The organism is Bradyrhizobium glycinis (assembly GCF_016031655.1).
Taxonomy (GTDB): domain Bacteria; phylum Pseudomonadota; class Alphaproteobacteria; order Rhizobiales; family Xanthobacteraceae; genus Bradyrhizobium; species Bradyrhizobium glycinis.
Map to the genome: position 1 here is coordinate 150,124 of NZ_JACCHQ010000017.1, position 22,597 is coordinate 172,720.

Annotated in this window: 22 protein-coding genes and 1 pseudogene; 13 read left to right on the forward strand and 10 right to left on the reverse strand. The window is 58.5% G+C overall.

All coding sequences use genetic code 11. From position 1 onward, the window contains the following. Window positions 1-131 precede the first annotated feature (131 nt). The 5 genes from HZZ16_RS23500 to HZZ16_RS23520 all read right to left on the reverse strand — a co-directional run bounded on the left by HZZ16_RS23500 (window position 132) and on the right by HZZ16_RS23520 (window position 3,106). The gene (locus HZZ16_RS23500; RefSeq protein WP_197952151.1) at window positions 132-686 is read right to left on the reverse strand and encodes a TlpA disulfide reductase family protein; all 555 of its coding nucleotides are present in this window, start codon (window positions 684-686) and stop codon (window positions 132-134) included. Window positions 687-1,457: 771 nt separating this feature from the next. Next, on the reverse strand, window positions 1,458-1,670 hold the full coding sequence (locus HZZ16_RS23505) for a hypothetical protein (protein WP_197952153.1): 213 nt from the start codon (window positions 1,668-1,670) through the stop codon (window positions 1,458-1,460). Further along, window positions 1,667-1,834, reverse strand: coding sequence for a hypothetical protein (locus tag HZZ16_RS23510; protein ID WP_197952156.1), 168 nt, complete (start codon window positions 1,832-1,834; stop codon window positions 1,667-1,669). The genes HZZ16_RS23505 and HZZ16_RS23510 overlap by 4 nt, the downstream gene beginning before the upstream one ends. A 463-nt stretch (window positions 1,835-2,297) precedes the next feature. Then, complete coding sequence (locus HZZ16_RS37960; protein ID WP_197952210.1) at window positions 2,298-2,534, reverse strand: S1/P1 nuclease; 237 nt, start codon at window positions 2,532-2,534, stop codon at window positions 2,298-2,300. Then, complete coding sequence (locus HZZ16_RS23520) at window positions 2,531-3,106, reverse strand: S1/P1 nuclease (protein WP_197952158.1); 576 nt, start codon at window positions 3,104-3,106, stop codon at window positions 2,531-2,533. The genes HZZ16_RS37960 and HZZ16_RS23520 overlap by 4 nt, the downstream gene beginning before the upstream one ends. 185 nt (window positions 3,107-3,291) lie before the next feature. On the opposite strand from HZZ16_RS23520, the gene HZZ16_RS23525 reads away from it, so the two are divergent. Further along, window positions 3,292-3,606 carry a hypothetical protein gene (locus tag HZZ16_RS23525; protein ID WP_197952160.1) on the forward strand — a complete coding sequence of 105 codons (315 nt, stop codon included), beginning with the start codon at window positions 3,292-3,294 and terminating at the stop codon, window positions 3,604-3,606. A gap of 333 nt (window positions 3,607-3,939) precedes the next feature. Here the strand turns inward: HZZ16_RS23525 and HZZ16_RS23530 are convergent, their stop codons facing one another. After that, a complete protein-coding gene (locus HZZ16_RS23530) occupies window positions 3,940-5,043 on the reverse strand; it encodes a Fic family protein (RefSeq protein ID WP_197952162.1) in 1,104 nt (367 codons plus the stop codon). Window positions 5,044-5,453: 410 nt separating this feature from the next. Between HZZ16_RS23530 and HZZ16_RS23535 the strand changes: the two genes are divergently transcribed. The 4 genes from HZZ16_RS23535 (at window position 5,454) to HZZ16_RS23550 (ending at window position 9,388) form a co-directional block, all read left to right on the forward strand. Then, window positions 5,454-5,756, forward strand: coding sequence for a hypothetical protein (locus HZZ16_RS23535; RefSeq protein ID WP_197952164.1), 303 nt, complete (start codon window positions 5,454-5,456; stop codon window positions 5,754-5,756). Beyond that, a complete protein-coding gene (locus HZZ16_RS23540) occupies window positions 5,753-6,184 on the forward strand; it encodes a PIN domain-containing protein (RefSeq protein ID WP_197952166.1) in 432 nt (143 codons plus the stop codon). Before HZZ16_RS23535 ends, HZZ16_RS23540 begins: the two co-directional genes overlap by 4 nt. A 204-nt stretch (window positions 6,185-6,388) precedes the next feature. After that, window positions 6,389-7,534 carry an SIR2 family protein gene (locus tag HZZ16_RS23545; protein ID WP_246510350.1) on the forward strand — a complete coding sequence of 382 codons (1,146 nt, stop codon included), beginning with the start codon at window positions 6,389-6,391 and terminating at the stop codon, window positions 7,532-7,534. Between the two features lie 42 nt (window positions 7,535-7,576). Then, complete coding sequence (locus HZZ16_RS23550) at window positions 7,577-9,388, forward strand: ATP-binding protein (protein WP_246510353.1); 1,812 nt, start codon at window positions 7,577-7,579, stop codon at window positions 9,386-9,388. A 370-nt stretch (window positions 9,389-9,758) separates the two neighbouring features. On the opposite strand, the gene HZZ16_RS23555 is transcribed toward HZZ16_RS23550, so the two are convergent. Continuing rightward, window positions 9,759-12,497 carry a tetratricopeptide repeat protein gene (locus HZZ16_RS23555; protein ID WP_197952168.1) on the reverse strand — a complete coding sequence of 913 codons (2,739 nt, stop codon included), beginning with the start codon at window positions 12,495-12,497 and terminating at the stop codon, window positions 9,759-9,761. Window positions 12,498-12,789: 292 nt separating this feature from the next. Here HZZ16_RS23555 and HZZ16_RS23560 point away from each other — a divergent pair, with 292 nt between their 5' ends. Next, entirely contained in the window at window positions 12,790-13,278 is a 489-nt protein-coding gene (locus HZZ16_RS23560; RefSeq protein WP_197952171.1) for a DUF2937 family protein, read from the forward strand. A gap of 74 nt (window positions 13,279-13,352) precedes the next feature. Here the strand turns inward: HZZ16_RS23560 and HZZ16_RS23565 are convergent, their stop codons facing one another. The 3 genes from HZZ16_RS23565 to HZZ16_RS23575 form a co-directional block, all read right to left on the reverse strand. Continuing rightward, window positions 13,353-14,393: a hypothetical protein gene (locus HZZ16_RS23565; protein ID WP_197952174.1), complete on the reverse strand. Its 1,041-nt coding sequence runs from the start codon at window positions 14,391-14,393 to the stop codon at window positions 13,353-13,355. Window positions 14,394-14,490: 97 nt separating this feature from the next. Continuing rightward, window positions 14,491-15,390: a S1 family peptidase gene (locus tag HZZ16_RS23570; protein ID WP_197952176.1), complete on the reverse strand. Its 900-nt coding sequence runs from the start codon at window positions 15,388-15,390 to the stop codon at window positions 14,491-14,493. A gap of 215 nt (window positions 15,391-15,605) precedes the next feature. After that, a complete protein-coding gene (locus HZZ16_RS23575) occupies window positions 15,606-16,172 on the reverse strand; it encodes a hypothetical protein (protein WP_311974228.1) in 567 nt (188 codons plus the stop codon). 178 nt (window positions 16,173-16,350) lie between these two features. On the opposite strand from HZZ16_RS23575, the gene HZZ16_RS23580 reads away from it, so the two are divergent. From HZZ16_RS23580 to HZZ16_RS23610, 7 genes and pseudogenes are all read left to right on the forward strand, one after another. Continuing rightward, entirely contained in the window at window positions 16,351-17,547 is a 1,197-nt protein-coding gene (locus HZZ16_RS23580; protein WP_246510355.1) for a Fic family protein, read from the forward strand. 95 nt (window positions 17,548-17,642) lie between these two features. After that, a complete protein-coding gene (locus HZZ16_RS23585; protein WP_311974229.1) occupies window positions 17,643-17,909 on the forward strand; it encodes a DUF736 domain-containing protein in 267 nt (88 codons plus the stop codon). An 875-nt stretch (window positions 17,910-18,784) separates the two neighbouring features. Next, entirely contained in the window at window positions 18,785-20,260 is a 1,476-nt protein-coding gene (locus HZZ16_RS23590; RefSeq protein ID WP_197952180.1) for a coproporphyrinogen-III oxidase family protein, read from the forward strand. 88 nt (window positions 20,261-20,348) lie between these two features. Beyond that, the gene (locus tag HZZ16_RS23595; RefSeq protein WP_246510357.1) at window positions 20,349-21,470 is read left to right on the forward strand and encodes a hypothetical protein; all 1,122 of its coding nucleotides are present in this window, start codon (window positions 20,349-20,351) and stop codon (window positions 21,468-21,470) included. Between the two features lie 82 nt (window positions 21,471-21,552). After that, entirely contained in the window at window positions 21,553-22,056 is a 504-nt protein-coding gene (locus HZZ16_RS23600) for a GNAT family N-acetyltransferase (RefSeq protein WP_197952182.1), read from the forward strand. Between the two features lie 76 nt (window positions 22,057-22,132). Then, window positions 22,133-22,306: pseudogene (locus HZZ16_RS23605) on the forward strand (DUF736 family protein); the annotation flags it as partial. A 57-nt stretch (window positions 22,307-22,363) separates the two neighbouring features. Continuing rightward, window positions 22,364-22,597 (forward strand): transposase (locus HZZ16_RS23610; protein ID WP_197949286.1); only part of this gene is annotated, 234 nt, incomplete at its 3' end.

The following is a 22,597-nucleotide window of genomic DNA, read 5'->3' on the forward strand; positions in this document are numbered from 1 at the left end:
GCAAAAGAGAACCCGCATTTATCAAGCTGAAACGAAGCTCATCCCGAATTAGAGCGACGCCTCTTTCATAGCCGGAAGTGCCTTCGTCCAATCTCCAGTCTCCACCACTAGCGCAACTTTTGCGAGGTGGCTCAATCACCGTCTTGTTGTGCGCGGCATTCGCGCATTGCGCGCTCGTTTTCCGCGATCCGCTCTGTCTCGGCGGCTTTAGCTTCATCACTGGTCCGCCAGCTGCCGGTCAGAATTTTCGGTAAAACGTCTTCGAGTTCTGTCGGATGGCCAACAAAGGCAATGCGGCCGTCACGGTCGACAACGAACGAGGTAGGAATCCCAACAGAAAAGCTGGGATCTAGCCAGAGCTTTTTCATTTCACCTGTGGAGTCGAAACCTATCCGGTAATTGAGATTTGGCACCTTTTCGGTCAGCCAGGCGTCCAAATTATTTCGAGCCTCGTCCGCTGTTTGAGCCTGTTCGTGAGCTGCGATTCCGAGCACCTCAAGTCCGCTATTTATATATTTCTCCTGCAAATGCACCAGACCGGGCAGCGCCGCCACGCACGGTGGGCACCATGTTGCCCAGAATTCGACGACGTACACGGTTCCGGGCTGGAGACTTGCGAGGGGATGGCCACGCAGCCAATTCTCCACTGTGATTGGGGGAGCTGGGGATTCTAAGCCGAGCAGCATATTACTCTCCAAAACCTGATGCCCGACCTCGGGCCATTTTTTGTGCTAGATGATCTCTGATCGCTGGGCGACCGGCTTGTCGCACTGGAACTTCCCAGCGAGATCCGCGGCAAATACCGGTACCGTCGCGTTAGGCGAGACGGCGCTCCAAGTCACAAGCGGAAGTGTTCCATCTCATAAGCGGGGTACATCGGTTCAAGGAAGGAGCATCGGTGGTCTCGCATCTGTGCGCCTCAGCACTCGCTCGCTATTTGCTGCAGTCTAACAGCAAAGTCTGTGCCACGTAGCTGCACGCACGAATGGCCTGAACACGAAATGCAAAGCTCGACCTTAACACGCCGGAACCAATTTGAACCGAGGCTTGGTGCCGCCGTCTCGATCCCATTCAAGCCGCCTGGCGGCTTGGGCAGCGCATTGAAGATTTCGCGCGGTTGCGGCGTCGGCATTCTCAATAAGAACTATATGTCGGCCGTCTCGTCTGGAGCCGGCTCCGCTATCTTAAAGACACGGACACCGGAAAGAGAGTGTCGCGTCTCAATCCTGAATCCGAGTGGGTGATTTGAGGAGGTCCCGGAGATGCGCATCATGGAACAGGAAGTCTACAAGGCTGCGAAGGCTCGCCAACAAATGCTCGCCTATGAGACATCAAGCGGCACAGGTAAGGAGGATCCGTGAGGATGAAATCCACCGAGCTGGAGGTCATGTGTTGCATGACCTCCACGCAATCACCGTGAAGCACAGTCTTGCGGACCTCTTGGATGGGGAGGGTGCTCATGATTGCACCTCCTGGACCAGTGGCCTCGCACTCCAGCCGAAGTCGCTGCGGACGAGCTCAAAGCCGTCCATGGTGCCGAGACTGTCGGTGAGATAGATGGCCTCGGCCTTGCGGATCGCGTCTTCGCGGCTGTCAGCTTCGACGACGATCGCCCATTCCTCGCAGTCAAAGCATTTGACCAGGAAGCGGGAAGAGGAAATGGGGCTCATTGCCCCGCCTCCTCATCGTCCTGGACGGACTTCGGTTCGCGAACCACCAGGCGCCCATCCGGCGGCAGGCAGCTCAGGCTGATCTTGAAGCCCTTGCCGTCATCGTGGAGCCACGCGACGCCGATCGTGGTCCAGAAGGCTTTCTTGCTTTCGCCCTCGACCACATAAACTCCATGACTCCATGTGGGCGGGTTTTCCTTTGAGTGCGTTTCATTTGACTATCTCCCGTTTGTTTTGCCAGCTGCGCCAATCGCGGCCGGACGGGAAATTTTCGCGAGACGAGGAGATAGCGGGCGCGCAACGGAGGGTCCGACCGAGGGCCCCTTCAGGGATACGGTTGGATGCCTTGCGCGTACGCGCCTCAGCACCAGTTTCCCCGTCCTCCTGGCCGTGCATTGGGGTTAGACGTGCAACGGGAGATGAGATTGAGACGCAATTGGACCGCGCCGGAATGATTTGTTGGTTGAAGTGGAGTTCCGAAGCCTACCCGAACCAAAGAACGGATAGCCATAGTCCCGGTGACAGCCAGGGGCGACATCCGGCTACGTCATCTGTGGAAGCCGGCAGACCCATTCGCGGGGAGGCCGTCTTGGACGACGGCGCTAAGTCACGCTGTCATTTCTTGACCTAATCGGCGAAGATATCATCCAGCAGACGTGCGAGCCGAAGCCCGGCCTTCTGCAGTTGCTCTTTCACGATTGGTTTGTTCGCGGCGAGATAATCAGCGTTAACTGTCACGCTGCCCTCCGGAAGGTCGCAGGAAGAGCCGTGCATGACGCAATAACCCGTTTTAACAGATTCAGAAATTGCAAAGGACTCGTTGGCCCAGTCGCGCGGGTCGGACGAGCTCCACTTGGTCTTCAGGGCGGGGTTTTCGCATCGATGAGGTCTGACGCCGCCTCATCGACATCCGGGCCTACCGCATGGGTGACCAGGCAGCTGTCCCAGGTGCCGTGCAAATTGCCTGAACACTCGCCCTGGACCCTGATGCTGTTGCCGACCCGGTCGTCCTCAAAGGACACATGCAGCGGCTGATGGATGTCGCCCACCCAATGCGCGAGCGACTTCAGCGCAATAAGCCTGTCGGCCCGCTTGACCTGGCTTGAGTTCACAACCTTCGAGTCGTTGAGGATGGCTGTGAGCACACATTTAGGGGCATTCGGGCAGTCATCCCCCGTCACTCCCCGCGCATCTCTGGGCAGGTTGATCAAGTGCTCAGAAGGACGAATGCGCGGATGGTCAGGGAAGACGCAGGAATCGGCGAAGGTGTCAAACACCTTGTCCGCCTGAATCAGTTTCCTTATCGCGGCGCGCGTATCCGGCTGAGCCAACCGGTAGGCAATCTCGCAGACAATCTTGTGGCCCTCGTCGCCCCAGGCCGAGGCGTTGGTGCAGAAAGCAAGGAGGACAACAGCGGCTAAAGAAAATCGGCGCATGCGGGTTACCTCACGCCAAAATACAATATGGCCATAGCCTATCACTCCAGGTTGACAGTGAAAAGAACTTCGCCAGGCCGGGCCGGCCGATACCTCCGCGTCCACGGCTGCCCGAGGGCAACGTAAAGTTAAATGCCAGTTCATATTGTGCATCAATGGGACGAGAGGAGATCGGGAGTCAGCCTTTGCAGCTCGAGCTGAGCTACCTCCGGCATTCTTCATTCAGCCATTTCAGGGGCATCATGAGAGCGAACAGGACAAGAAACGGCTTGAAGGTCAACGCCATCTCGGGGACCTACGTCGTGATGCTGGGCTTCAATCTGCCCAAGCAGTCGTGCACCGGACTTCGCGGTTTCGCGATTCACCGCGTGGATCACACGTCGGGAGAGGCCGGTTACATCACGGGTATGACGGCCTGCGCCGAGACCGACCCCGGCTTTCCGGCCCCGGCGCACTACTCGACACGGCAGCACCCCGATCCAGAGCTTTCAGTGGGCTGACTATACCGTCGAGCCTGACCACGAATATACCTACACCGTCTCGGCGCTGAAAGGAGATCCAAAAAACCTGGAGGTTTTCCGCGAGGTCAGCGTCGACATCTCGACCGAAAGCCCGGAGGGCGGCGACGAGGACGTTTACTTCGATCGCGGCGTTGCCGGCTCTCAAGCCTATGTCGCCCGCTTCGGCGACAAGAGAAGAACGTCCCGAACGGGCAGGCCGTCAAGGGTCGAGACGAGCGGCAAGCCGCCTTGACGCGCGACGCATCCGGCGCGTTCGGCTCGGCATCACCAATGCCGAAGAGTCGGCATAGGTGCCGGGGATTCTCCCTCTCGTCAGTCCAGCTTCAGATAGTAACGGGTATGCCGCAGCTCACCAGTCTTGGTGAGCGCCCCCTTGGCAACTAGGTCTTGCAGGTCGCGCGTAGCCGTGGCGCGGGAAGCACGGGTGATGCGGATGTAGTTCTCCGCGCTTAGGCCACCCTTGAAGCCTTCGATGCCTTCCTTAAACATCCGGGCAATGGCTTTCTGCTGGCGATCGTTCAACTGGCCGCGCAGACGTTCGTAGAATCCGGTCTTGGCAACGTAGAACTCAACACGTTTATTGGTGTTGTCCTGCGCCTCCAGAACGGTCTCGGCAAAGTAGATCAGCCAATCAGTAACCTCGGTCGACTTGTTGTTGTGCTCCAGCGCGTCGTAGTAGGCCTTGCGCTTGCGCTCGATCGTATAGGCCAAGGCAATGAGCGTCGGCTGGTTGAGGTTCTGCGCCAACGACTTCTCCGCCAGGGCACGGGCGATGCGGCCGTTGCCGTCTTCGAACGGGTGGATGCTGACGAAGTACAGGTGAGCAAGAGCGGCACGCGTGAGGGCTGGCAGCGCACGCGCGCCGCCGGGGGCGGTCTCGTTGAACCAGGTGATGAACGCCGCCATCTCATGCGCCATATGCTCCGAAGGCGGGGCCTCGAAATGGACCTTGCGATGGCTGATGGGTCCGGACACCACCTGCATGGGATCAGCGTGAGTCCGATAGCCGCCGATCACCTGGATCGTGCGGCTGTCCGCCATCAACATCTTATGCCAGGCAAACATGGTCTCGTCGCTGAGAGGCTCGGCGAACTTGCGGTAGAGGTCGACCATCATCTGAGCGATGCCGCGCTCAGCCGCCGGTACGCCTGACTGATCCTCGGCGATGCCGAACTGATAACGCAGGGAGGACTGGACGCTGTCGCGATCGAGTATCTCTCCCTCGATCTCCGAGGTTTTGAGAGCCTCCTCGCTGATCAGCTCGATGCGAAGATTGGCCTGGTCGTTCTGAGTGACGTGCTTGAAAGCGCCGAAGAACTCGCCGGAGCGCAGCAAAAAGGCGGCCTCAAACTTATATAAAGCATGGATATCATAAGAGAAATTAGGCCAATTTGGGTCTTCCCAGTTCCAAGGCATGAGCTATAGACTTTCCTTCTATAGCTCATTATTGGCCATAATGTGAGCTATAGCAAAGTGTTTCTATAGCTCAAGCGGTAAAAGAAGCGGCAAACGTCAGCTCGAATAGCGGTTCAAACCCGCGCGTAGCGGAGCAATTAGTTCTTGATACGTTCCAGGTGGGGTTGCAGAGTCTCTGTCTGGGAGACTCACCATGAAATTCCGGAATTTGGAGCAACTGAGCACCGGGAAAAGTCGAGCGCACGAGAAACATTTTCGTGATCACCTCTGCGAGATGCAATTTGCTTGACCCCGACGTCGGACAACGCTCCGCCCTCATATTCTCCGCTGCCGACGTAACACGAGACTCTCGCGGTCTTGCGGCAAGGCCGGATTCGGCTATATAACCAGATATACTATGGAAGCGGTCGGTGAGCAATAGCGCGCAGAAAAGGGCGATCGAAAAGTACCGATCCCGGCTGACCAAGCGGGGCATCGTGCGGTTTGAGCTCCAAGCCCTCGAGACCGACCGCGACCTCATCAGAACGCTTGCCCGTAAGTTGACCGAGGAAGGGCCAGAAGCTGGGGATCTTCGGCGCACGGTGCAACAGGCCGTTTCTGGCGAGCCACCGAAGTCCGGTGGCATCTTGAGTGCGTTGCGTCGCTCGCCGCTCGTTGGTGCCGATCTCGACCTGACGCGCCCCCGTGAAGAAGGGCGTAAGGCCGATCTGTGACGCGCTATCTTCTCGATACCAACATCATCAGCAACATCGTCAAGCCGAAGCCGTCTGAGTCACTATTGGCTTGGATGGGGGAGCAGCGCGATGAGGATTTGTTCATTGCCTCACTGACAGTGGCCGAAATCCGGCGTGGCATTCTGGAAAAGCCGCGCGGCAAGAAGCGCGACGCGCTCGACGCCTGGTTCGCCGGGCCAGAAGGACCGCAAGCGCTGTTTGCAGGGCGCATCCTGTCGTTCGACGACAGGGCCGGCTTGGTTTGGGCGCGGTTAATGGCGGAGGGGAAGGCCGCCGGTCGTCCTCGTAGCGGACTCGACATGATCATCGCCGCCGTCGCCGGTGCGAATGACTGCGTGGTTGTGACGGACAACGAAAAAGACTTTTCCGGGCTTCAGCTCATCAATCCATTGCGCGGCGGCTTGTAGGGGGAAATACATGACGGGAGGGGCGCCTGAACCCATCGAGTATCAGCTCATCGGTCTGACTGAGGACGGCAATGCTGGCGACCTCCTGCTTGGGCTTGATCAGAAGCAGGGGCGCATTCGCCTCCAGGCGCTGATCTCCGAATGGCTCCGCATGGAGAACCTCGTTGTGTTGACGGGGCGTCGGTTTCCGCTGGCGGTAAAACCATGGCGAACCTTGAAACCGCCGTCTTCGAAACGATCGAGGTTCTCTCCGACGCGCCCGCCTCAGTTGGGCCCATCATCAAAGCGCGTCGGGATACCGTCTCATTGGCCGACTTGCTCGACGAGCCCACCATGGGGTTCGAGCAGTGGCTATCATTTGTTGCCAATTCCCTCGTCGTTGGTAACTCAAAGGACGCACCATTTTCTGGCGTCACTTGGCCGGGCACGCCAGCTCCAAGTCTTGATGACCTCCAATGGTTTGTTGATCGCCTGCGCATGTCGATCTTCTCGGAATGCGCCCTGTCTTTGCCTGACTCTGCCAAAGCGAAGTCTGCAAGCGAGATCGCGCCGCAGCTCGCATTTTTGTCCAAGCTCGTCGCGCGTGACAGCAATCTTGGCCGAATCCATCTCTTCACGCTGAATTACGACACTCTATTCGAGCAGGCACTGGAGTTGCTAGGCATCCAATATTTCGACGGCTTCACCGGCCACGCAGCCGCTCGCTTCGATCCATCGGTTTATGGGCTCGACGTCTATTATCCCGGTGAGGTTGCCGACGGTCGGGTGCGGCGTTTTGACAAGTTCCTGCACTTCTACAAACTGCATGGGTCCATTCATTGGTTCGAGCAGGACGGTGAGATGCGCGCGCGGCATCCCGACCTCGTCCCGTTCCGAATCTATGCAGGTTTGAGTCCAGATGAGAAGGCGGCCGTGCTCGTCAAATTGGCCGGCGGAACGCCATCGGTTGGTATCCTGCCGACTGCCAACAAGTTCGCGCAGACCCTGACGATGCCCTATGCGCATCTCTTCCGGTCCTTTCAGGTACGCCTCGGTGTCCCCCAGACCTTTCTGCTCGTTCTCGGTTACGGCTTTGGCGATGATCACGTTAGTCGCATCATTGAGAATGCGCTTATGAATCCGTCGTTGGTGATGCTCGTGGTCGAACCTAACCCAGCCAGCCCGGTCATCGAGCGGGTGCGCCGCTATAAGGATCTCGGCAAGCGCGCCTTCGTTTTGTGCCCGACGGATGGCGCCTTTGTTGCTGCCAAGTTCAAACACGCGACGTTTGATGATTTCGCCCGCTCGGTGATGCCCGACGTGCAATGGTGGACGACTTCCTGCGCCTGCGGCGATTCGAAAAGCAAATAGCTTCGTCCGCGATGCCCGCTGAACCCGCGCCGGGGGCGTAAGATGGATAACCCACGTCTCGTCGGCCATATTGTCTCGGTTCAAGGCTTCCGGGTGAAGGTGGAATTGCTGCCCGAAACCAGATCGGCCCTGCGCGCGACCCTTGATGGGGTTCAGGCTGCGATCGCGATCAATGCGTATCTGACCTTTTCATTGGGGGCGGGCGAAACCGTCATCGGTATCATTACCGATCTTGAGGCACGCGAGAGCTTCGATCCCACCAGCGGCGATGAACTCAGCCTGGAACTCTTGAAGCCACGCCGGACGGCCAGCGTGCAGTTGCTAGGTACCATCGAGCATACCGACAATGACCCGTCTTTCAGCCCGGGTATATCCATCCTGCCAACACTCGATACACCGGCAGAAATCGGATCACCCGACATCTTGCGCGCTGTGTTTGAAATTCCGCCCCGTCGCAACAGGCCGGAGGGTTATGATGCGAGGGACTTTGACTGCGACTTGAAGATCGGATTTCCGACGGGCCAGGCGCGTAACGTCGTCCGGGCGTCCTACAATGACCTATTCTCGAGGCCCTTGGCCATCGTCGGCAACACCGGGTCGGGCAAGTCATTCTCGGTGTCGAGCCTCATTCAGAAGGCCATGAAAGCGCTCGACAGCGCAGCAGAGGAGCCGCATGTCTTCATTCTCGACATCAATGGCGAATACGCCAAAGCCTTTCCTGCCGCAAAAGCAGCGGTTCGCTTGCCGGATCGCATCTATCTCAACGGCAAAGAGTTCGGCCTCCCGCTCTGGTTCCTGAACGCGGAGGAGATCTGTGCATGGCTGAGCGCGGCGGAACAGACACAGGAACCCGTGTTGAAAGACTGGTGGGCGATTGCGAAAGGCGGCAATGCCACAGCTGCGGCCAGTCTCGGTTCATTGCAGAACGCAATGAGCGCGCTGGATCAACTTCTCAGCGAACTTACAAAGATCAAGAAGAAGGCAGCGGGTTCTTATTGTGACGCCGTTACCGGCCATCTCGCGAACACCGACATCGACACCGCGGCGTTCGATAAACTGTTCGCCTCACATCGGTCGGCCAACGACTACAACACCGAGGTCATGAACAATCAGGCTGTGATCGCGGCCGAAGCAGAGAAGCTCAAGGACGCCGTTCGATCCAAGATCGTCGGCGGGCGTGATACAGCGGAGGCTGGTGCGCGCACTGCGGACTCTCCAGTTCCGATCGCGCGATCGACATTGACAGATCCATCACTGATCAGTCGCGCTGTATCAAAGGAGGACACCTTCCGGGTGGACGCCCATCTCACCACGCTGAAGCTGCGTTTGAAAACCCGCCTTGATGACAAGAGGTGGCGTGCATTCCTCAACTATGAAGACGCTGACACTGCTATCGCTAGTTTGTCCGCCTGGTTCGCTCGTTTCGGATTAGGGGCTACGACCGGTCCAAAGGTGTCGGTGCTCGATCTTTCGATGCTGAGCAACGAAGTGCTGCCCTATGCATGTGCCGTCATCGGGCGCGTGTTGCTGGAGGCGCGGGAACGCTTGCCTGCTGCGTCGCGCTACAAACATCCGTGGGTTCTCGTCCTCGAAGAAGCGCATAACTACGCCCGACCAGCTCGCGCGGACGAGGATCGAGGTCATCGACTGGCGCGACTGACCTTTGAGCGTATCGCAAAGGAAGGGCGCAAGTTCGGCCTGTCGCTCATCATCGCCAGCCAACGTCCGAGCGAGATTAGTCAGACTATCATCAGTCAGTGCGCCAACTTCATCAGCCATCGTCTTCAGAATCCGGACGACATCGACCATTTCGCATCATCCCGATGCAAGCCCGGCGCTTGCTCGATCAGGTAACGATATTGTCGTCAGGTGAAGCGATTGTCTTCGGCAGCGCGTTCCACATCCCCACACGAGTGCAATTCGATAGGCCCGATCCCAGCCCCTATAGCCAGACGGCGGCGCCTTTCCATGAGTGGTCGAAGGAAAAAGCCCCATTTCCGCTCGCACAAATAATCGATGCTTGGGGGGTCTAGCTCAAAGGTTCTCGATGCCATTGCCGGAATTGTCGCGGATCGATTATGCAGAACCGATCTCCTCGGCGAAAGTAGTTGATCTAACTTGTTCGAGGCGCTTCCCGTGAGTTCTGAAAGCAACACCCGTCGTTCGGTATCGAGTTCTTTCCACTTGCATCGAGAAGCGGGCGAGACGGATTGAGATGCGTCGGTCATGAAGGTCGTCGTGATCCCACTTGTCCTCCATGTCCCGTGTCGTTGAGCCGCACATCTAGACGAGCCGCTTCGACGTCCTTTTGACTCGCCACACGAGCCTCGACGAGATCCTCGGTAGCGCGAGCGTCGCCAAGGTCGGCCCGGATGTCATAACGGAGTTCCAAGAATTCGCTGCGAAAATGGTCCGCCCGGAGGCGCTCCAGCGCCCTGTTGATCCAGACCAACGCTCCGGCCGCGTCGCCCTGCGCGCGCCGGGCGCGGGCCATGAGCCGCTGGAGCCACTCGCTGGTTTCAAGATCCTTCCGCTCTCGTAGGAGCGACTCGCCTTCGGCCGGTCGACCCATTTCGATTAGGAGTTCGGCCCGCCGCTGGAGGTGGAAAAGCTGTGGTCGGACCAGCGACTCATGGAGGGCGAGGGCCTTGGCATGGAAGCCGGAAGCGTCGGCACCCGGCAGGCGGGCTGCCTCGAAATAGACCTCAGCCCATGCAAAACGATCGCTGTCGGTCTGCAAGCCTTCTAGCGCGGGCTCGGAGAGCTGCTTGAAGATGCGCCCAAACATGACCGGCTCTTCGGTCGAGAGGTAGCGCCCGAGCGCAGCGAACGCACGAATCGCCTGTAGCACTCCGACATTCGCTGCCTCGACGATCGTTCGCTCGATTGCGTCTGCATGGCGTCGGATGAGCGCTGCTCGCCAGTTGCCTGAGCCCCATGGCAAGCGCTCGATCACACCCAGAAGAACCGAGTAAGTCACGTTATCTTGGCCGGGAGCGCGAGCGAGGATTTCATCCACCAGCTCAATCGCCCGAGCCACTTTGGCGGGATTGCTCCGGTAGATATCGATCAATTGCAGGCGGGTTTCGTGCATGGGCGAGGGCCCGCTCAGCACCTGCTCAAAGAGTTCGGCCGCGGCGGCCGACTCACCAAGTCTCTTGAGCGCCTTACCCTTATGATGCTGCACTTCGGCAGCCTGCCTGTCAGTGAGCCCGGGAAGTTCGGTAAGTGTGTCGAACGCTGACAGGCGTTGCCGCAGCCGCACCTTGGCGATCTCATCGCTTTCCAGCTTGTCATAGAGGAACAGCTGCTCAATCGCTTCGATAATTGCCATCAACGCCAAAGGCGCCGGCGGGCGTCCTGCCAGCGCATTGGCATCGGCCAATGGGTCGCCCACGAGTTCGGGCCGCAGTTCGGTATGATCCGATACCGTGAGCAGCGCGTAACGGAACGCGGCAGAGCGAGCTCCTGCAGCAATCAGCTTTCTGAGCTTAGGGAGGAGGATGCGCCCGATCGTCCAAAGACGCAGACCAGGCTCACTCGCCGCGGCGCGCAGATAGGCCTCCAGCGCGGCATCCAGCTCGACGCGCCGCTCCGGAGGACACCAGCCGCCGCCGCTCAGCGCCGCGTACACGACATCGTGGAGCCGAATAATCCCGCTTCGGTCAGCAGCCGTAAGTCCGTGGCTGCGGAGCTTGCGAATGCCGAGCGGCTGGACGACATGCTCAAGAAAGTCCTGCCCGCAAGTTGACTGCTCGGCCCAGGCGAAGACAGACAGCTCCCGCTCCAGGGCAGGGCGCAGGCGCCCCAAGAGCCGGTCGGCGAGGCGCTGGCCATGATGTTCGAGTTCGCCGACAGCCCGACAGTCAAGAACGATCTCGTCCCATCTGGCGCCCTGCCGCACGGCAGCGCTGATCAGACCCAGGGTCAGCGGATGGCCGCCCACCGTGGACCAGATGATGTCAAACACATCAGCCGGGCACATCGCGCCATCCTGGTCGAGCAGGCTCTGTGCCTCCCCACGAACGAACATTGGCAGTTCGTATGAGCCGGGTTGTGCCGACCGCTGCGTGAGGATGATCCGTGAGCGGGGCCCGCAAAGTTCACCAAGGGGCGCCGTCGAAAGACCGGGTTCGGCGTCATCGATTACCAACAGACAGGCCCCGGTGCGCAGCAGCGCCGTGACGTTCCGGGTTTCGCCGCCTCGCACCAAAGGGAGGGCCTGGAGATCCTCGGGCCGACGGACTTCCCCCGCGTCTAGCCAGATCACGAGGTCGTACTGGTCTTCATGGTCCGTGGCGTAAGCGGCAGCTGCCGCTGACTTGCCGAGCCCGGCGATACCGCTGATGGTCACCACTGGACTTTCCGAGAGGCGCCGCGAGATGTCGGCGTCGACATCGGGGCGAATAATGCGGCTTCGATCCGGGGCGGGGACCAACCGGCTCACCGCCTCTTCATCCCGGATCCTCTGAAGCTCAGGCAGGTATGGAGCGAGCCTTCGAACAACAGTGTCGCTGAAGATCAGTTTTTCGATCAACTGGGTCGCGATCTCCTCCGCGCCCCACAGGTGCAGAGTCTTGCCCTCCATTTCCGGCCACGTTCTGACGGCGCTTTCGAACTCCTGGGCGACTTGGGGCCGCTTTCGCTGGCCCGACAGCAGGAAGATGTCCCGTGCGGACGGTTTGCGATTGAGTGCCTTTCTCAGATCGTCATGCGCCTTGACCATCGGGCGCTCAAAATAACCACGAGCATCAGAGTACTCGGCGACTATCCGGCCGTCGTCGCTGACTGTATCGACCACGCCGCCAACGGCATAGCCAACCAGATTGGTCCCTTGATGGTTCAGAGGCACCTCGAGCAGGGCGTCCAGAAATAGTCCGGCAAACCTCTCGAAATCGGTGGCGATGTAGCCAATTGCACCAGCCAGACGGTCAATTTGCGCGACCTTGCGCTTTGGGCTCATCCTGAATTCTCGACTGGTGACACTGCTTCCGTGTGTAACGCTTCAGAGGCGGGCACGTGAGGGCATTCCCGCCGCATATTGTAGCACATCGTCCAACATTTCGATTGCTCCCGAGCGACAGCTAATCGGTGCATAGAGCCCGCTACAGGTCTCCCGAATGGGCTGAACGCCCTCGGCCGACCGGGGCGGAAAGGTGGGCCGACAACCACTTCTTGTGATTGGACCCGAATGACTGAATCGAGGTTATTGAAACCTTCAAAGCGGTGGTCTCGACGCGAGAAGGAGTGGTGCAATGCAACGGCTCTTTGCGGTTTTGTCGCTTCTGGGTGCTTTGCTGTTTGCGCAGATTCCTGAGCTCCTGCAACAGTATAGGCAGCGGCTCGGTGGCGCAGCCGACGAGCTGACAGTCATTGTGCGCAACTTCGACGAGGACTCCCGCCGCTCCGGTTATGACCGATCGGGCGCACTCGGTGTCACGGCGAAGAACCCAGAACCACTGGTGCGCGACCAGGCGCAGCGAATGACGGAATATGTTCGAAGGCTGGACCGGCTGAACGAGCAGCAATCGGCTTTGGCGAATGGCGCCACGCCTGCGGCCATCCTGGCGGTAGCGGTCGACTACGACAAGCCGATCATGGCGCAAGCCTGGAGCGCCTATGCGCCCGCGCTTCCGACGACCCTCACGGGCATTGTATTTGCGATCATCGGCTGTTGCTTGTCTTATGCTGCACTCTTGGTTCTCGGCGCTGTTGCCGGCTCACGAGGCAGAGTCGCTGCGTGATCCGACGAAACCGAGATTCATCGGCAGGAGGACAGCAAACCGAGCCGTCAAACTCCGCGCGGCGTTTCTATAGCTCAACTCTTATTCGCCGTCTTCACCGCGCCCGGCTGCTGGACGAAGCGCCATAGCGGCAACGCATCACTTTTGTAGTCGGACGATATCAATGGCGCGAACCAGTTGGGCCGATGTTCAAGTTCAATTTGCACTGAATCCGGTTCTCCATTGGCCTGTTGCGAATAGTGGCGGGAAAACATCCGGCTCAGCGTGCCGATTATTTCAAATCTCTCAGTGTCCTCGTTGAGCCGTTCCTCGGGCAGCCAGGAAAACTCGATCGCCGACAATCTTCCGTCGGTCACAATGGCCTTGGTCTCCTGCTCGGCCCATTCCCCGAGACTCATGAATATCCACGCGATCTCCTGCTCGTCCGTACGCGTGAGGACACGATCCTCACTGAGCATCGTGACCTCTCCCACCGTGAAAGGCGCCATTCCGTCGGCGCCGATGGCGTTGGGCTTGTCGGCGGTTAGCCGAAGTGTGAGCGGCGGCGTTGTCCCGATTGTCATATCGCCGAGCCTGCCCAGCTCATTGAAGCGGACGGCATGTTGCATGTCGAGCTTGAGGTAGCCATTTTCATCCAGCAGATCGTGCGGGGACACGAGCGTCCAGATGCCCCATCTGGCCCAATAGACGGCGACCTTAATCGCGGCCCGTGTTGCCCGCGCGTAGCTGTCGAGCGAGGACAAATAAGACGGTGTCATGATCTGTCGCTCTTGCCGGACCGGATCTGCCTCGTAGACGTTCTTGACTTCGACCAGCCATTGCTCGTCGTCTTCCAGTACGATCCGGAAATCGGGCGCCCGGTATCTGCCGACAGGATAGACGCGCCCGGTATCTTCGACCTTCATCAGCTTGTAATGACCAAGCGCGACCACCATGGCTTCGAACATTGCCGCGGTTCGTTGGCCCGCAATCAGAATGTCATCGATCAATGCCTTGTCGAGCTGCGCGCCGATCGCCGCCAGGAATTCCTGGGCTGTCTGGGGCGCCGTGACGGAAATCTTTCGCTCCCTGCTGAACCGGGCATAGAGACTGAGAAGATCAAATGGCTTGCTCATTTTGGTGTCGCTGCCTTGAATTTACGCGTTGGAAAGGTCGGGCCCACGACTTGGTAAAATCGGCACACCTGGTCAGCTTCCAATTTACCTGACCCGCCTAATCGGCCGAACCCATAAAGTCATCTGAGCCAGCCCTCAGGGAACCAAAACGAACCGAATAGTCCGACGCCAGCGTCGCGCAGATTTCCTCTGCCCGTGCGCGGTCGTTGGTCATTGCCGCAACATGCCAGGGAGCGTTGCGCACCACCGCCCAACCGCGCGCCCATCCAGGGTTCGATGGGTCGACGTGAGGGAGGTTGCGTTGGAGACCCGGGATCGGCGCAAACCAGAAGGCGTAGGATTGCGCACCGTCGCTTCCCGGCTCGTCGCTTGAGCTGACGAGGCCGATCACCTCTCCGTCCTGGTTGAAAACGGGGCCGCCGCTCATGCCGCCGCGCCAATGGCTGTCGACCGCAAATGTCGGCCAAGGTCGATGTTCGCGGCCACTCGGTTGCACTGCGGTCACGCGGCCTATAGACCCATACATGCGCTCAGTCAGAACATCCGCGTCGATCTCGCGGTCCCGTATCGAACGCAGTTCGGGAAATCCCATCGCCATGACTTCATCGCCGACCTTGGGCCATTTCCCGGTCAGCCGCAGGGGCAGAAAATCGCGTACTTCGTTCAGGCGCGTGTTGTCCGCTTTGAACGACAGCGTCATGCAGTCAAGTGACATGCGGCTCGAGTCACGGTTGAGCAGCCGATCAAGGGCAATATCTTCTGGCGGGGTGCGAAATGCGGTCGCTGACGCAATCACGACCATCCCGTCGACCCCGATCGGGGCGCGCCCATAAACAAGCCCCGGGTTGAGAAGGCCGACAACCGTCGACCGCGGACGCGAAGGCCCGAGCCATGTTTCAAGCACGTGCTGCGCGGTCAGATATCCTCCGAAGGGGTCAATCCGGAACGCCGTGCCGAGACCAGAAACGCGGTCTGTGTGGTTGTCGATTGCCAGCAAGGAAATAATCGGATGGCGAACCCCCGTCGGGTCTTGAATCAGAAACTGGCGGGGATCGTCTCCGGCTGCGGGGGTAACTGGAAAGGGCATTGCCCAGTCTAACATGGCAAGGCGAGTGGCCCTAAGGCACATTCATTGTGAAGGCTGATCAGAGTCAAAGAGAGCCGGCGCCGCTTTTTTGAAACGGCGCCTTTCTTTCTTTCTTTGTCAAAGTTCTAGTGAGCGGCGGCACTTTGCTTGATCGCAGAGGCGAAGCCTTCGACGACCCGAACAAATAGATCGGGATCACGCAGTGCGTTCTTGAGCTCCTTAGCCCAATCCGGATTGGACTCGGTCCACTTGATCAGCGCGGTCGCCTTGACGCCGCGATGCTTGATCAGGAAGTTGGAGATCTTTGCCGGCACCGCGCCCGCGACAAACGCGGCGTTAGCCGGTGCGGCGCGCGCCAAAAGAATGAAAGCCCGCGAGAAGCTCGCAAGATCGTCCTCTTCCGCGAGTTTGGTGAGGAGGTCCAGTACTGGCCCGGAGGGGGTCGTGTAGGCTGCCGAGCCCTGGGATGCGATCGCCTCGGCAATACGGTGCAGCGTTTCTGGGGGCATGCTCTTAATTTCTTCGTCAAGGCCGGCGAGCGCTTTGGCTTTTGCCCTGCGATCGGCGGCGAGGTTTCTGATGTCGTTTGCGTCTTGTTCGGTGGGCACCCACACACGGACTTCCTGCCAGCCTTCAGCCAGGCGAACGTCGCGCTGGCGTTTTACTCGCCTGACTACCGTAGGATCGGCCACGAAATGTCTCCGTACTGTCGTTACGTAATATAGATGTAACGACAGTACGCGCAAGCGGTTCCCCAGAAATGGAACTCAAAAACCTTGTGTAGGATTCGCCCTCCAGCGACTTTATTGAAGTATATATAAATAACCTTTATTATGCGGCCGAAATAAGCTCATCTGCGAAAGGTTTCCCTTGAACCGCGATAATCTCACTCACGCCGTACGGGAACGATTGAAGCGGCTTCCGGCACCCCATGCCGCGCATTACGGCGTGGTTCCGCTGCCCCCGCCTGAGGACGGCGTTGCCGTGGGTCCGGTCCTTGACCGGCTCAGGGCGGCGGACGCAGCCCTGGTGCGCATCGAGACGCTCGCGGCCGAACTAAAGGACCCGTATCTGATCAGCCGCATCTTACCCCGGCGGGAAGCTGTCAGCAGCTCGGCGATCGAAGGCACCAACAGCACGCTTGACGAATTGCTGTCCGGTGAAGAAAGCGAAGATTCCCAGCAGGGCGAGGCGGTAGTTCAGGTGCGTGATTACGCGCTCGCGCTTGATGACTTCCTGCCTCGGGCCAGACAAGTGAAACTGGAAATCTTCACAAGCGGTTTGGTGCAGGATCTGCATCGCGCCGTCATGCGCGGCGACGCAGAATACAAGGACAAGCCCGGCGATCTTCGCCAGGTTGTCGTCTGGATCGGCGGCAGAGGCGATATTGCTTACTCGACCTACAATCCGACGCCGCCGTCGGACATTGCCGCGTGTCTTGAGGACACGATGAAGTACATGCGCTGCGAGGGCATGCAGGCGATGTACCAGAGCTTCATCGTGCGAATGGCGGTTGCGCACGCACATTTCGAGGCGGTCCACCCGTTTCGCGATGGCAATGGCCGCGTTGGCCGTCTGCTTTTGCCATTGATGATGGCCGCTGAACGCATGATGCCGATTTACCTGTCACCGTACATTGAAGCCCACAAGACAGCTTATTATGAGTCGCTCAAGGCGGCTCAGCAGCGCCTCGAATGGCATGAAGCGGTCGGATTCATGGCGGACGCGATTGTCGGCACCACGGATGAGCTCCTGAAGACCCGCGACGCTTTGTCCACGCTTGGCGATCTGTGGCGGAAGCGGCGGAAGTTTCGCCAGGGCTCAGCCAGCCTGCGCGCGCTCGATGTTCTGCCGCACTATCCGGTTCTGACTGTCAAGCGTCTAGCCTCGCTTCTCAGCATTACGGTGCCTGCAGCCTCGCAAGCGGTAGAGCAACTGGTCGAGAATAAAATCTTGAACGAGCGCACCGGCTATGCGCGCAACCGCGTCTTCGCCGCGCCCGACGCGCTGTCGATCATTAATCGCCCCTTCGGCGAAGAACCCATTCTTCCCGGTGCGGACACCTGACGGCCGCCATGCCGGGCTGACAATCGGTGACGCCGCGAGTTGCGTCTCCGCCCTGCCGGCGGCCATGCCGTCGGCCGGACTTCCTTGAGACCCAAGTGATTTTCCATAGCACGCGATCCCGCAAATGCATCGTGCCCGAGGCCAACCGCACCAACGAGAACGCCCCGAGCCACCGCGTCTTCGTCGGCCGAGCCGAGATCGGCGCCGCCTGGTTAAAGCGCTCCGAGGAGGGCCGCGACTATCTCTCGCTCAAGCTCGCCGACCCCTCGTTCAACGCCCCGATCTACGCCAACCTGTTCAGCGACGAGGACGGCGACGGCTTCAGCCTGATCTGGTCCCGTCCGCGTAAGAACGGCGACTGAGGTTCGCCTCGCGACAAGCCCCGTCCGGTCCGCAGGGCGGGGCTTATCCCTCAGCCGGGCATCAACGAATGGCCGCGAGGTCACTGCGCCTCAGCGCCTCGCAGATCGACTTTCGCAGTCCTTTCCGTGAGCGATCTGAGGGTCGCAGGCATCCGTTCATCCGGCGAGGAAACACCGTGCCGGTTCGGTTCCTCCGACGCCTGTCGTTGCGGAAGAATGCGGCAGCATTCGATAAGGGCTCCAACGATTCATCCGGTCATAGCAACTGGCATCAACTGGCATGCATAACGCGACAGCGCTTGCATTACCCAATACTCAAATTGTCATGTTCGGTCCTGTCCACTCGAAGACGTTATTGTGCCTAACCGGACGCCGAAGGTGCAAGTCTTCCGTCTTCCCCCGCTTGCCGCATAGTTTTTGGGCTCTCTCCAAGCAAGGCGAGCTCGCTCCTGGTGGCACGTCAATTGCTAGTCCACGGTGGTGGAATTTGTTGGGCCGTGTCGCGCAGCGTAAGCATGCAGCGGCGCGGCAATGTCGGCCCCGTTAGGAGAAAAGCAGATGAAGCTCGGTGTCCTCTTCGAACTTCGATTGCTTTCCAGGGGCGAGGGAGACCGGGCAGGAAATTGTGCACGAGCCCGCTGAACCGGGCCGAGTTCGCTCAGCGATTTCCGCTCTCGTCACATCTGGGAGCTCACGCGTCATTTTTGAGGAAACCTTCAGCACCGCACTCGAAGCATCCTTGGGTGCCGCTTCGCGACAGACGAACAAGGTTCGCCCCGGCTGGGAGATCTGATCATCGTCGTCTGATCGTCGTCAAATGAACTCAGCCGCCATCGTGCCCTGCCCTGCAGGCAAATACTGAAGGAGTCCCGAAGATGCGCGCGCCAAGCTATTCCGAAGCCCTGGAGTTCGCGGTCGATCGGTCGTACGATATCAACATCGACATGTTGAGGTCGCGAAATTTGCATCTCGACACGTTCAACGATTATCTCGTCGGTACATACCCGCCTCTTAAGGCAATGGGGGACTTCAATCCCGAAAAGTTGTTGGATCGGATCGCGCAGTCAATTGATCTGTATTTTCACATCCCCTTCTGCCATCAAAGTTGCACCTTTTGCCATTTCGGCAAGCAGATCAATCCGCCTCCCGGGCGAATTGAACGTTACATGGCAGCTCTGGAAAAGGAGATGAGTTGGTCGGAGACGGCGCTTGCCGGCAGAACCATCGAGACAGCCTTCATCGGAGGCGGAACCCCTTCGTTCTTGAAGGACGATCAACTCAAAACGCTGTTTGGTATGATCAAGCAGCGCTTTGATTTGTCCACGTCCGAAGTGAGTTTCGAATTACATCCCTCTCTCGGCAAGGAAATCGACGCTGCAGATCGCGTGTCGACCTTACTGAGAGGTGGCGTCAATCGCTTCGTTCTAGGTGTTCAAACTCTCGATCGAAGTATTTTGCGCATACTCAACCGCGGACACGGTGTAGACGAAGTGATCCAGACAGTGAAATTGCTGCACGAGATGGGCGCCAGGAATCTATCGCTTGACCTCATGTATGGGCTGCCGCAGCAAACGCTTCGGAGCTGGTACGACTCCCTCATCGGCCTCATCGATATGGGAATAGAAAAGTTCAATGTATTCCCGTTGATGTTCAAATCGACGGACCTCGTAGCTCGCCATTTGGCAAACGGGCGATATCAGTTCGCCGGGGCTAAGGAGCGCATCATAATGCATTTCATGGCGGAGCACATCCTTACGAGCCTCGGCTATCGCCATGGGCCGATTTTCTATTGGACTAAGAGGTCGCAGCCGCATTCCGTTCAACAGACCCGCAAATACGATTCCTGGAACGACAACAATTTGGTCCCTTTTGGGGTGAGCGGATTTGGTTACATGAGTGAGTGCCAGTTCTACAACGAGGTAGACTTTGATCGCTACTTGCACAAGGTTGAGGCGGGCAAAAAACCAGTGTGGAAGGGCATCGTATTGTCGCGTGATGATCTGATGCGCAGAACGATCATCTTCGCTTTGCGAAGCAGCGGCGTGTTGCTCTCCCGTTTCGAGCAGGAATTTGGAGTATCCCTCAAGGAATACTTTGCTCGTGAACTCAAAATCTTGAAAGAGGCAGGGCTCATTTGCATTTCGAGTGAAGGCCTGCTGTCGTTGACGCCTTCCGGCATTGTCAATTCGGGCGCAGTGTCATTGCGATTTTTCTCGCATCGTATACTTGAGCAAGTCGCGTACAATGACAGCAGGATAAAAGACAAACGAACTGATCCTCTCGAAAAACACGATTACTCGCCGGCCGCAAGATATGGGTCAAGCACCGAGATGAAGGCGATTTTTCAATGACGTCGAGGTCTCCCCAGCTATGATCGATAATCGTTCGTTTGCTGCCCCAGAACGGCCGCTCCCGGCTTCGCGGGACATATTTTCTCATTTGGCCGATACCATCGATCGCAAGCAGCGAAAGCGCCCGCTTGGATTGTTCAGTGATTTTGTCGTCGATCAACTGCCCCACCGTATTGCGGAGATCAAATGCAGTGAACGGCCGAGCGAAGCGGTCAAGGTCCTTCGTGGTATCATAAACGAAGTGGCTGCGGAGATGGACTATGATGCCCTGCTGCTGAGCTTGCCGCAGCCCGATTTCGAGGTCGCCAAGACAGACATCCAGTATCTCCTCAATTCTGCTTATCAGCTCTCCGCATTTGCCGGCCTCCATCCCTGGGACGCCGAACAGACCGTAGGAGTTGTATTGAATCGTCTGGCGCGCTTGACTTGTGAACGGCAGCCCAGCATCGGGGTCCTCTCCTATGAAGACATGATCCTTACGAATCCGGTGCAAAGCGACCCTCGCGTATATTGCCTTGGCGCGGCTGGAGTCGAGGAGCGCGACTTTTGCTTAGGCCATCAACTGATCGAGACCGAATTGCAGTCGGCAATTGAGGCGCTACTCGAGTTGCGCGACGTCGCCGACGCTGATGCAGGTCAATGTCTTTCGCGATGTCTAGAGCGCCTTAAGTCGGCAAATTGTGTGCTGACGCGCTTTTATGAACATATGTCGCCAGACCTATTTGGCCAGTTTCGTGTGTTTTACGGAAAGAATCCTTACAAAAATACACTTGGCCCAAGCGGTCGTTTCTCAGCCCGGGTTGTGGCAGTCTCGGTCCTGTTGATCGGCGAAGAGCTGTACCGCCAAAGACCCCAATTCTATAAGGACTTATATCGTCTGTCTGAATACTATCCGCACGGTTACATTCGCGAGGTATTCGGTTGGCTGTCGCCAGACAACGAGAGCGCCGGGGTGAAGCCAGATTGGCTAGAAGGGAAAATGAACTTTCCTACGTCTGCAACCATTTCGCCCGTGACGGAGCATTCTTGCGGTGAAATCGCGAAGTTGCGCGCGTCTTGCGTTTGTGCGTTGGATCGCTTTACGCGGATGCACCGTTGTGCGGCTTTAAAATACACGGTTGGACCAGGCCGATCAATTGTCGGCGTTGAGGCCTCGGAAAGTGTCGAGGCTGTACTTTCTCAGCGGTTGTTGACCCCCGCGCGTCCGTAAGCGGGGCGTGGTATTTTCCTTGGCAGACCCCGGGCGTGGCAGGGTCATGGGCCTCCGATGCTGCTCGGAAGGAGATTGGTTAATGTCTCGGGACGAAGTGATCTTACGTCGCTTTGAGTCAGCGGACACCGATGACGTGTGGCATCTGCATAGAACCGCATCGGAGGAAGTTGGTGTGCGTGGCCCGGAAGGTGAATGGGAGGATGATTTACGGACCATAAAGGAGGTCTACATTGCGTCAGGCGGTGACTTCATACTGGCGCACATTGGCTCCCGTCTGGTTGCAATGGCTGGACTGAGACCGATCGAGGATGACGTCGCAGAGTTGAAGCGGATGCGGGTCGATCGCGCCCTCCAACGACGAGGACTTGGAAGAAGGATTCTTGGTGCTTTGGAAGCGCGAGCCGTTGTGCTGAAGTTCAAGTCGATCGTGCTCGACACGACAACAATCCAAGTAGGAGCTCAAAGACTTTATGAGAGCTCTGGCTACGTTCGACGCAAGGAAGGGATGCGACACGGATATGCGGTAATCTTTTACGAGAAGCTGCTCACGGGCCAGGATGATCCCTTCTGGCCGACCAGATAACGTGGGCGGCTGCGCAACCCTCTGGCGCTGCAGATGGTTCTATAACGCAGATGTGCCAATCAACGCTCTCAGGTGAGTGAACGACTTCACCCGCGAAATCGTTACCCTCTCGCTCCAGGCCCGGAACGTCCGCATCGTCCCCGAAACCAGCCGCTCGGGCGAGAACAGCCCCAGCCACCGAGTCTACTGTGGCCGAGTGGAGATCGGTGCCGGCTGGCCCAAGCGCTCCAACGAGGGTCGCGATGACCTTGCCCCCGGAGCTTAATCCAGCTTGAAGTTCGTTCTGGCCCACGACGAGGACCAGAGCATGAAGCGTAGCCGCTTTACGGAAGAGCAGATTATCGGGATCTTGAAGGAGCACGAGGCCGGGGTGTCGGTCGCCGATCTATGCCGCAAGCACGGCCTGAGCGACGCCAGCATCTACAAATGGAAGGCCAAGTACGGCGGGATGGACGTCTCCGAGGCCAAGCGGCTGAGGACGCTGGAGGACGAGAACACGAAGCTGAAGCGGCTCCTGGCTGACGCCATGCTGGACAATGCG

Excerpts from the sequence above, each read along its gene's own strand:
- HZZ16_RS23500 (WP_197952151.1), bottom strand. The coding sequence starts at position 686 with ATGCTGCTCGGCTTAGAATCCCCAGCTCCCCCAATCACAGTGGAGAAT.
- HZZ16_RS23505 (WP_197952153.1), bottom strand. The coding sequence starts at position 1,670 with ATGAGCCCCATTTCCTCTTCCCGCTTCCTGGTCAAATGCTTTGACTGC.
- HZZ16_RS23520 (WP_197952158.1), bottom strand. The coding sequence starts at position 3,106 with ATGCGCCGATTTTCTTTAGCCGCTGTTGTCCTCCTTGCTTTCTGCACC.
- HZZ16_RS23530 (WP_197952162.1), bottom strand. The coding sequence starts at position 5,043 with ATGCCTTGGAACTGGGAAGACCCAAATTGGCCTAATTTCTCTTATGAT.
- HZZ16_RS23545 (WP_246510350.1), top strand. The coding sequence starts at position 6,389 with ATGGCGAACCTTGAAACCGCCGTCTTCGAAACGATCGAGGTTCTCTCC.
- HZZ16_RS23550 (WP_246510353.1), top strand. The coding sequence starts at position 7,577 with ATGGATAACCCACGTCTCGTCGGCCATATTGTCTCGGTTCAAGGCTTC.
- HZZ16_RS23555 (WP_197952168.1), bottom strand. The coding sequence starts at position 12,497 with ATGAGCCCAAAGCGCAAGGTCGCGCAAATTGACCGTCTGGCTGGTGCA.
- HZZ16_RS23560 (WP_197952171.1), top strand. The coding sequence starts at position 12,790 with ATGCAACGGCTCTTTGCGGTTTTGTCGCTTCTGGGTGCTTTGCTGTTT.
- HZZ16_RS23565 (WP_197952174.1), bottom strand. The coding sequence starts at position 14,393 with ATGAGCAAGCCATTTGATCTTCTCAGTCTCTATGCCCGGTTCAGCAGG.
- HZZ16_RS23590 (WP_197952180.1), top strand. The coding sequence starts at position 18,785 with ATGCGCGCGCCAAGCTATTCCGAAGCCCTGGAGTTCGCGGTCGATCGG.
- HZZ16_RS23600 (WP_197952182.1), top strand. The coding sequence starts at position 21,553 with ATGTCTCGGGACGAAGTGATCTTACGTCGCTTTGAGTCAGCGGACACC.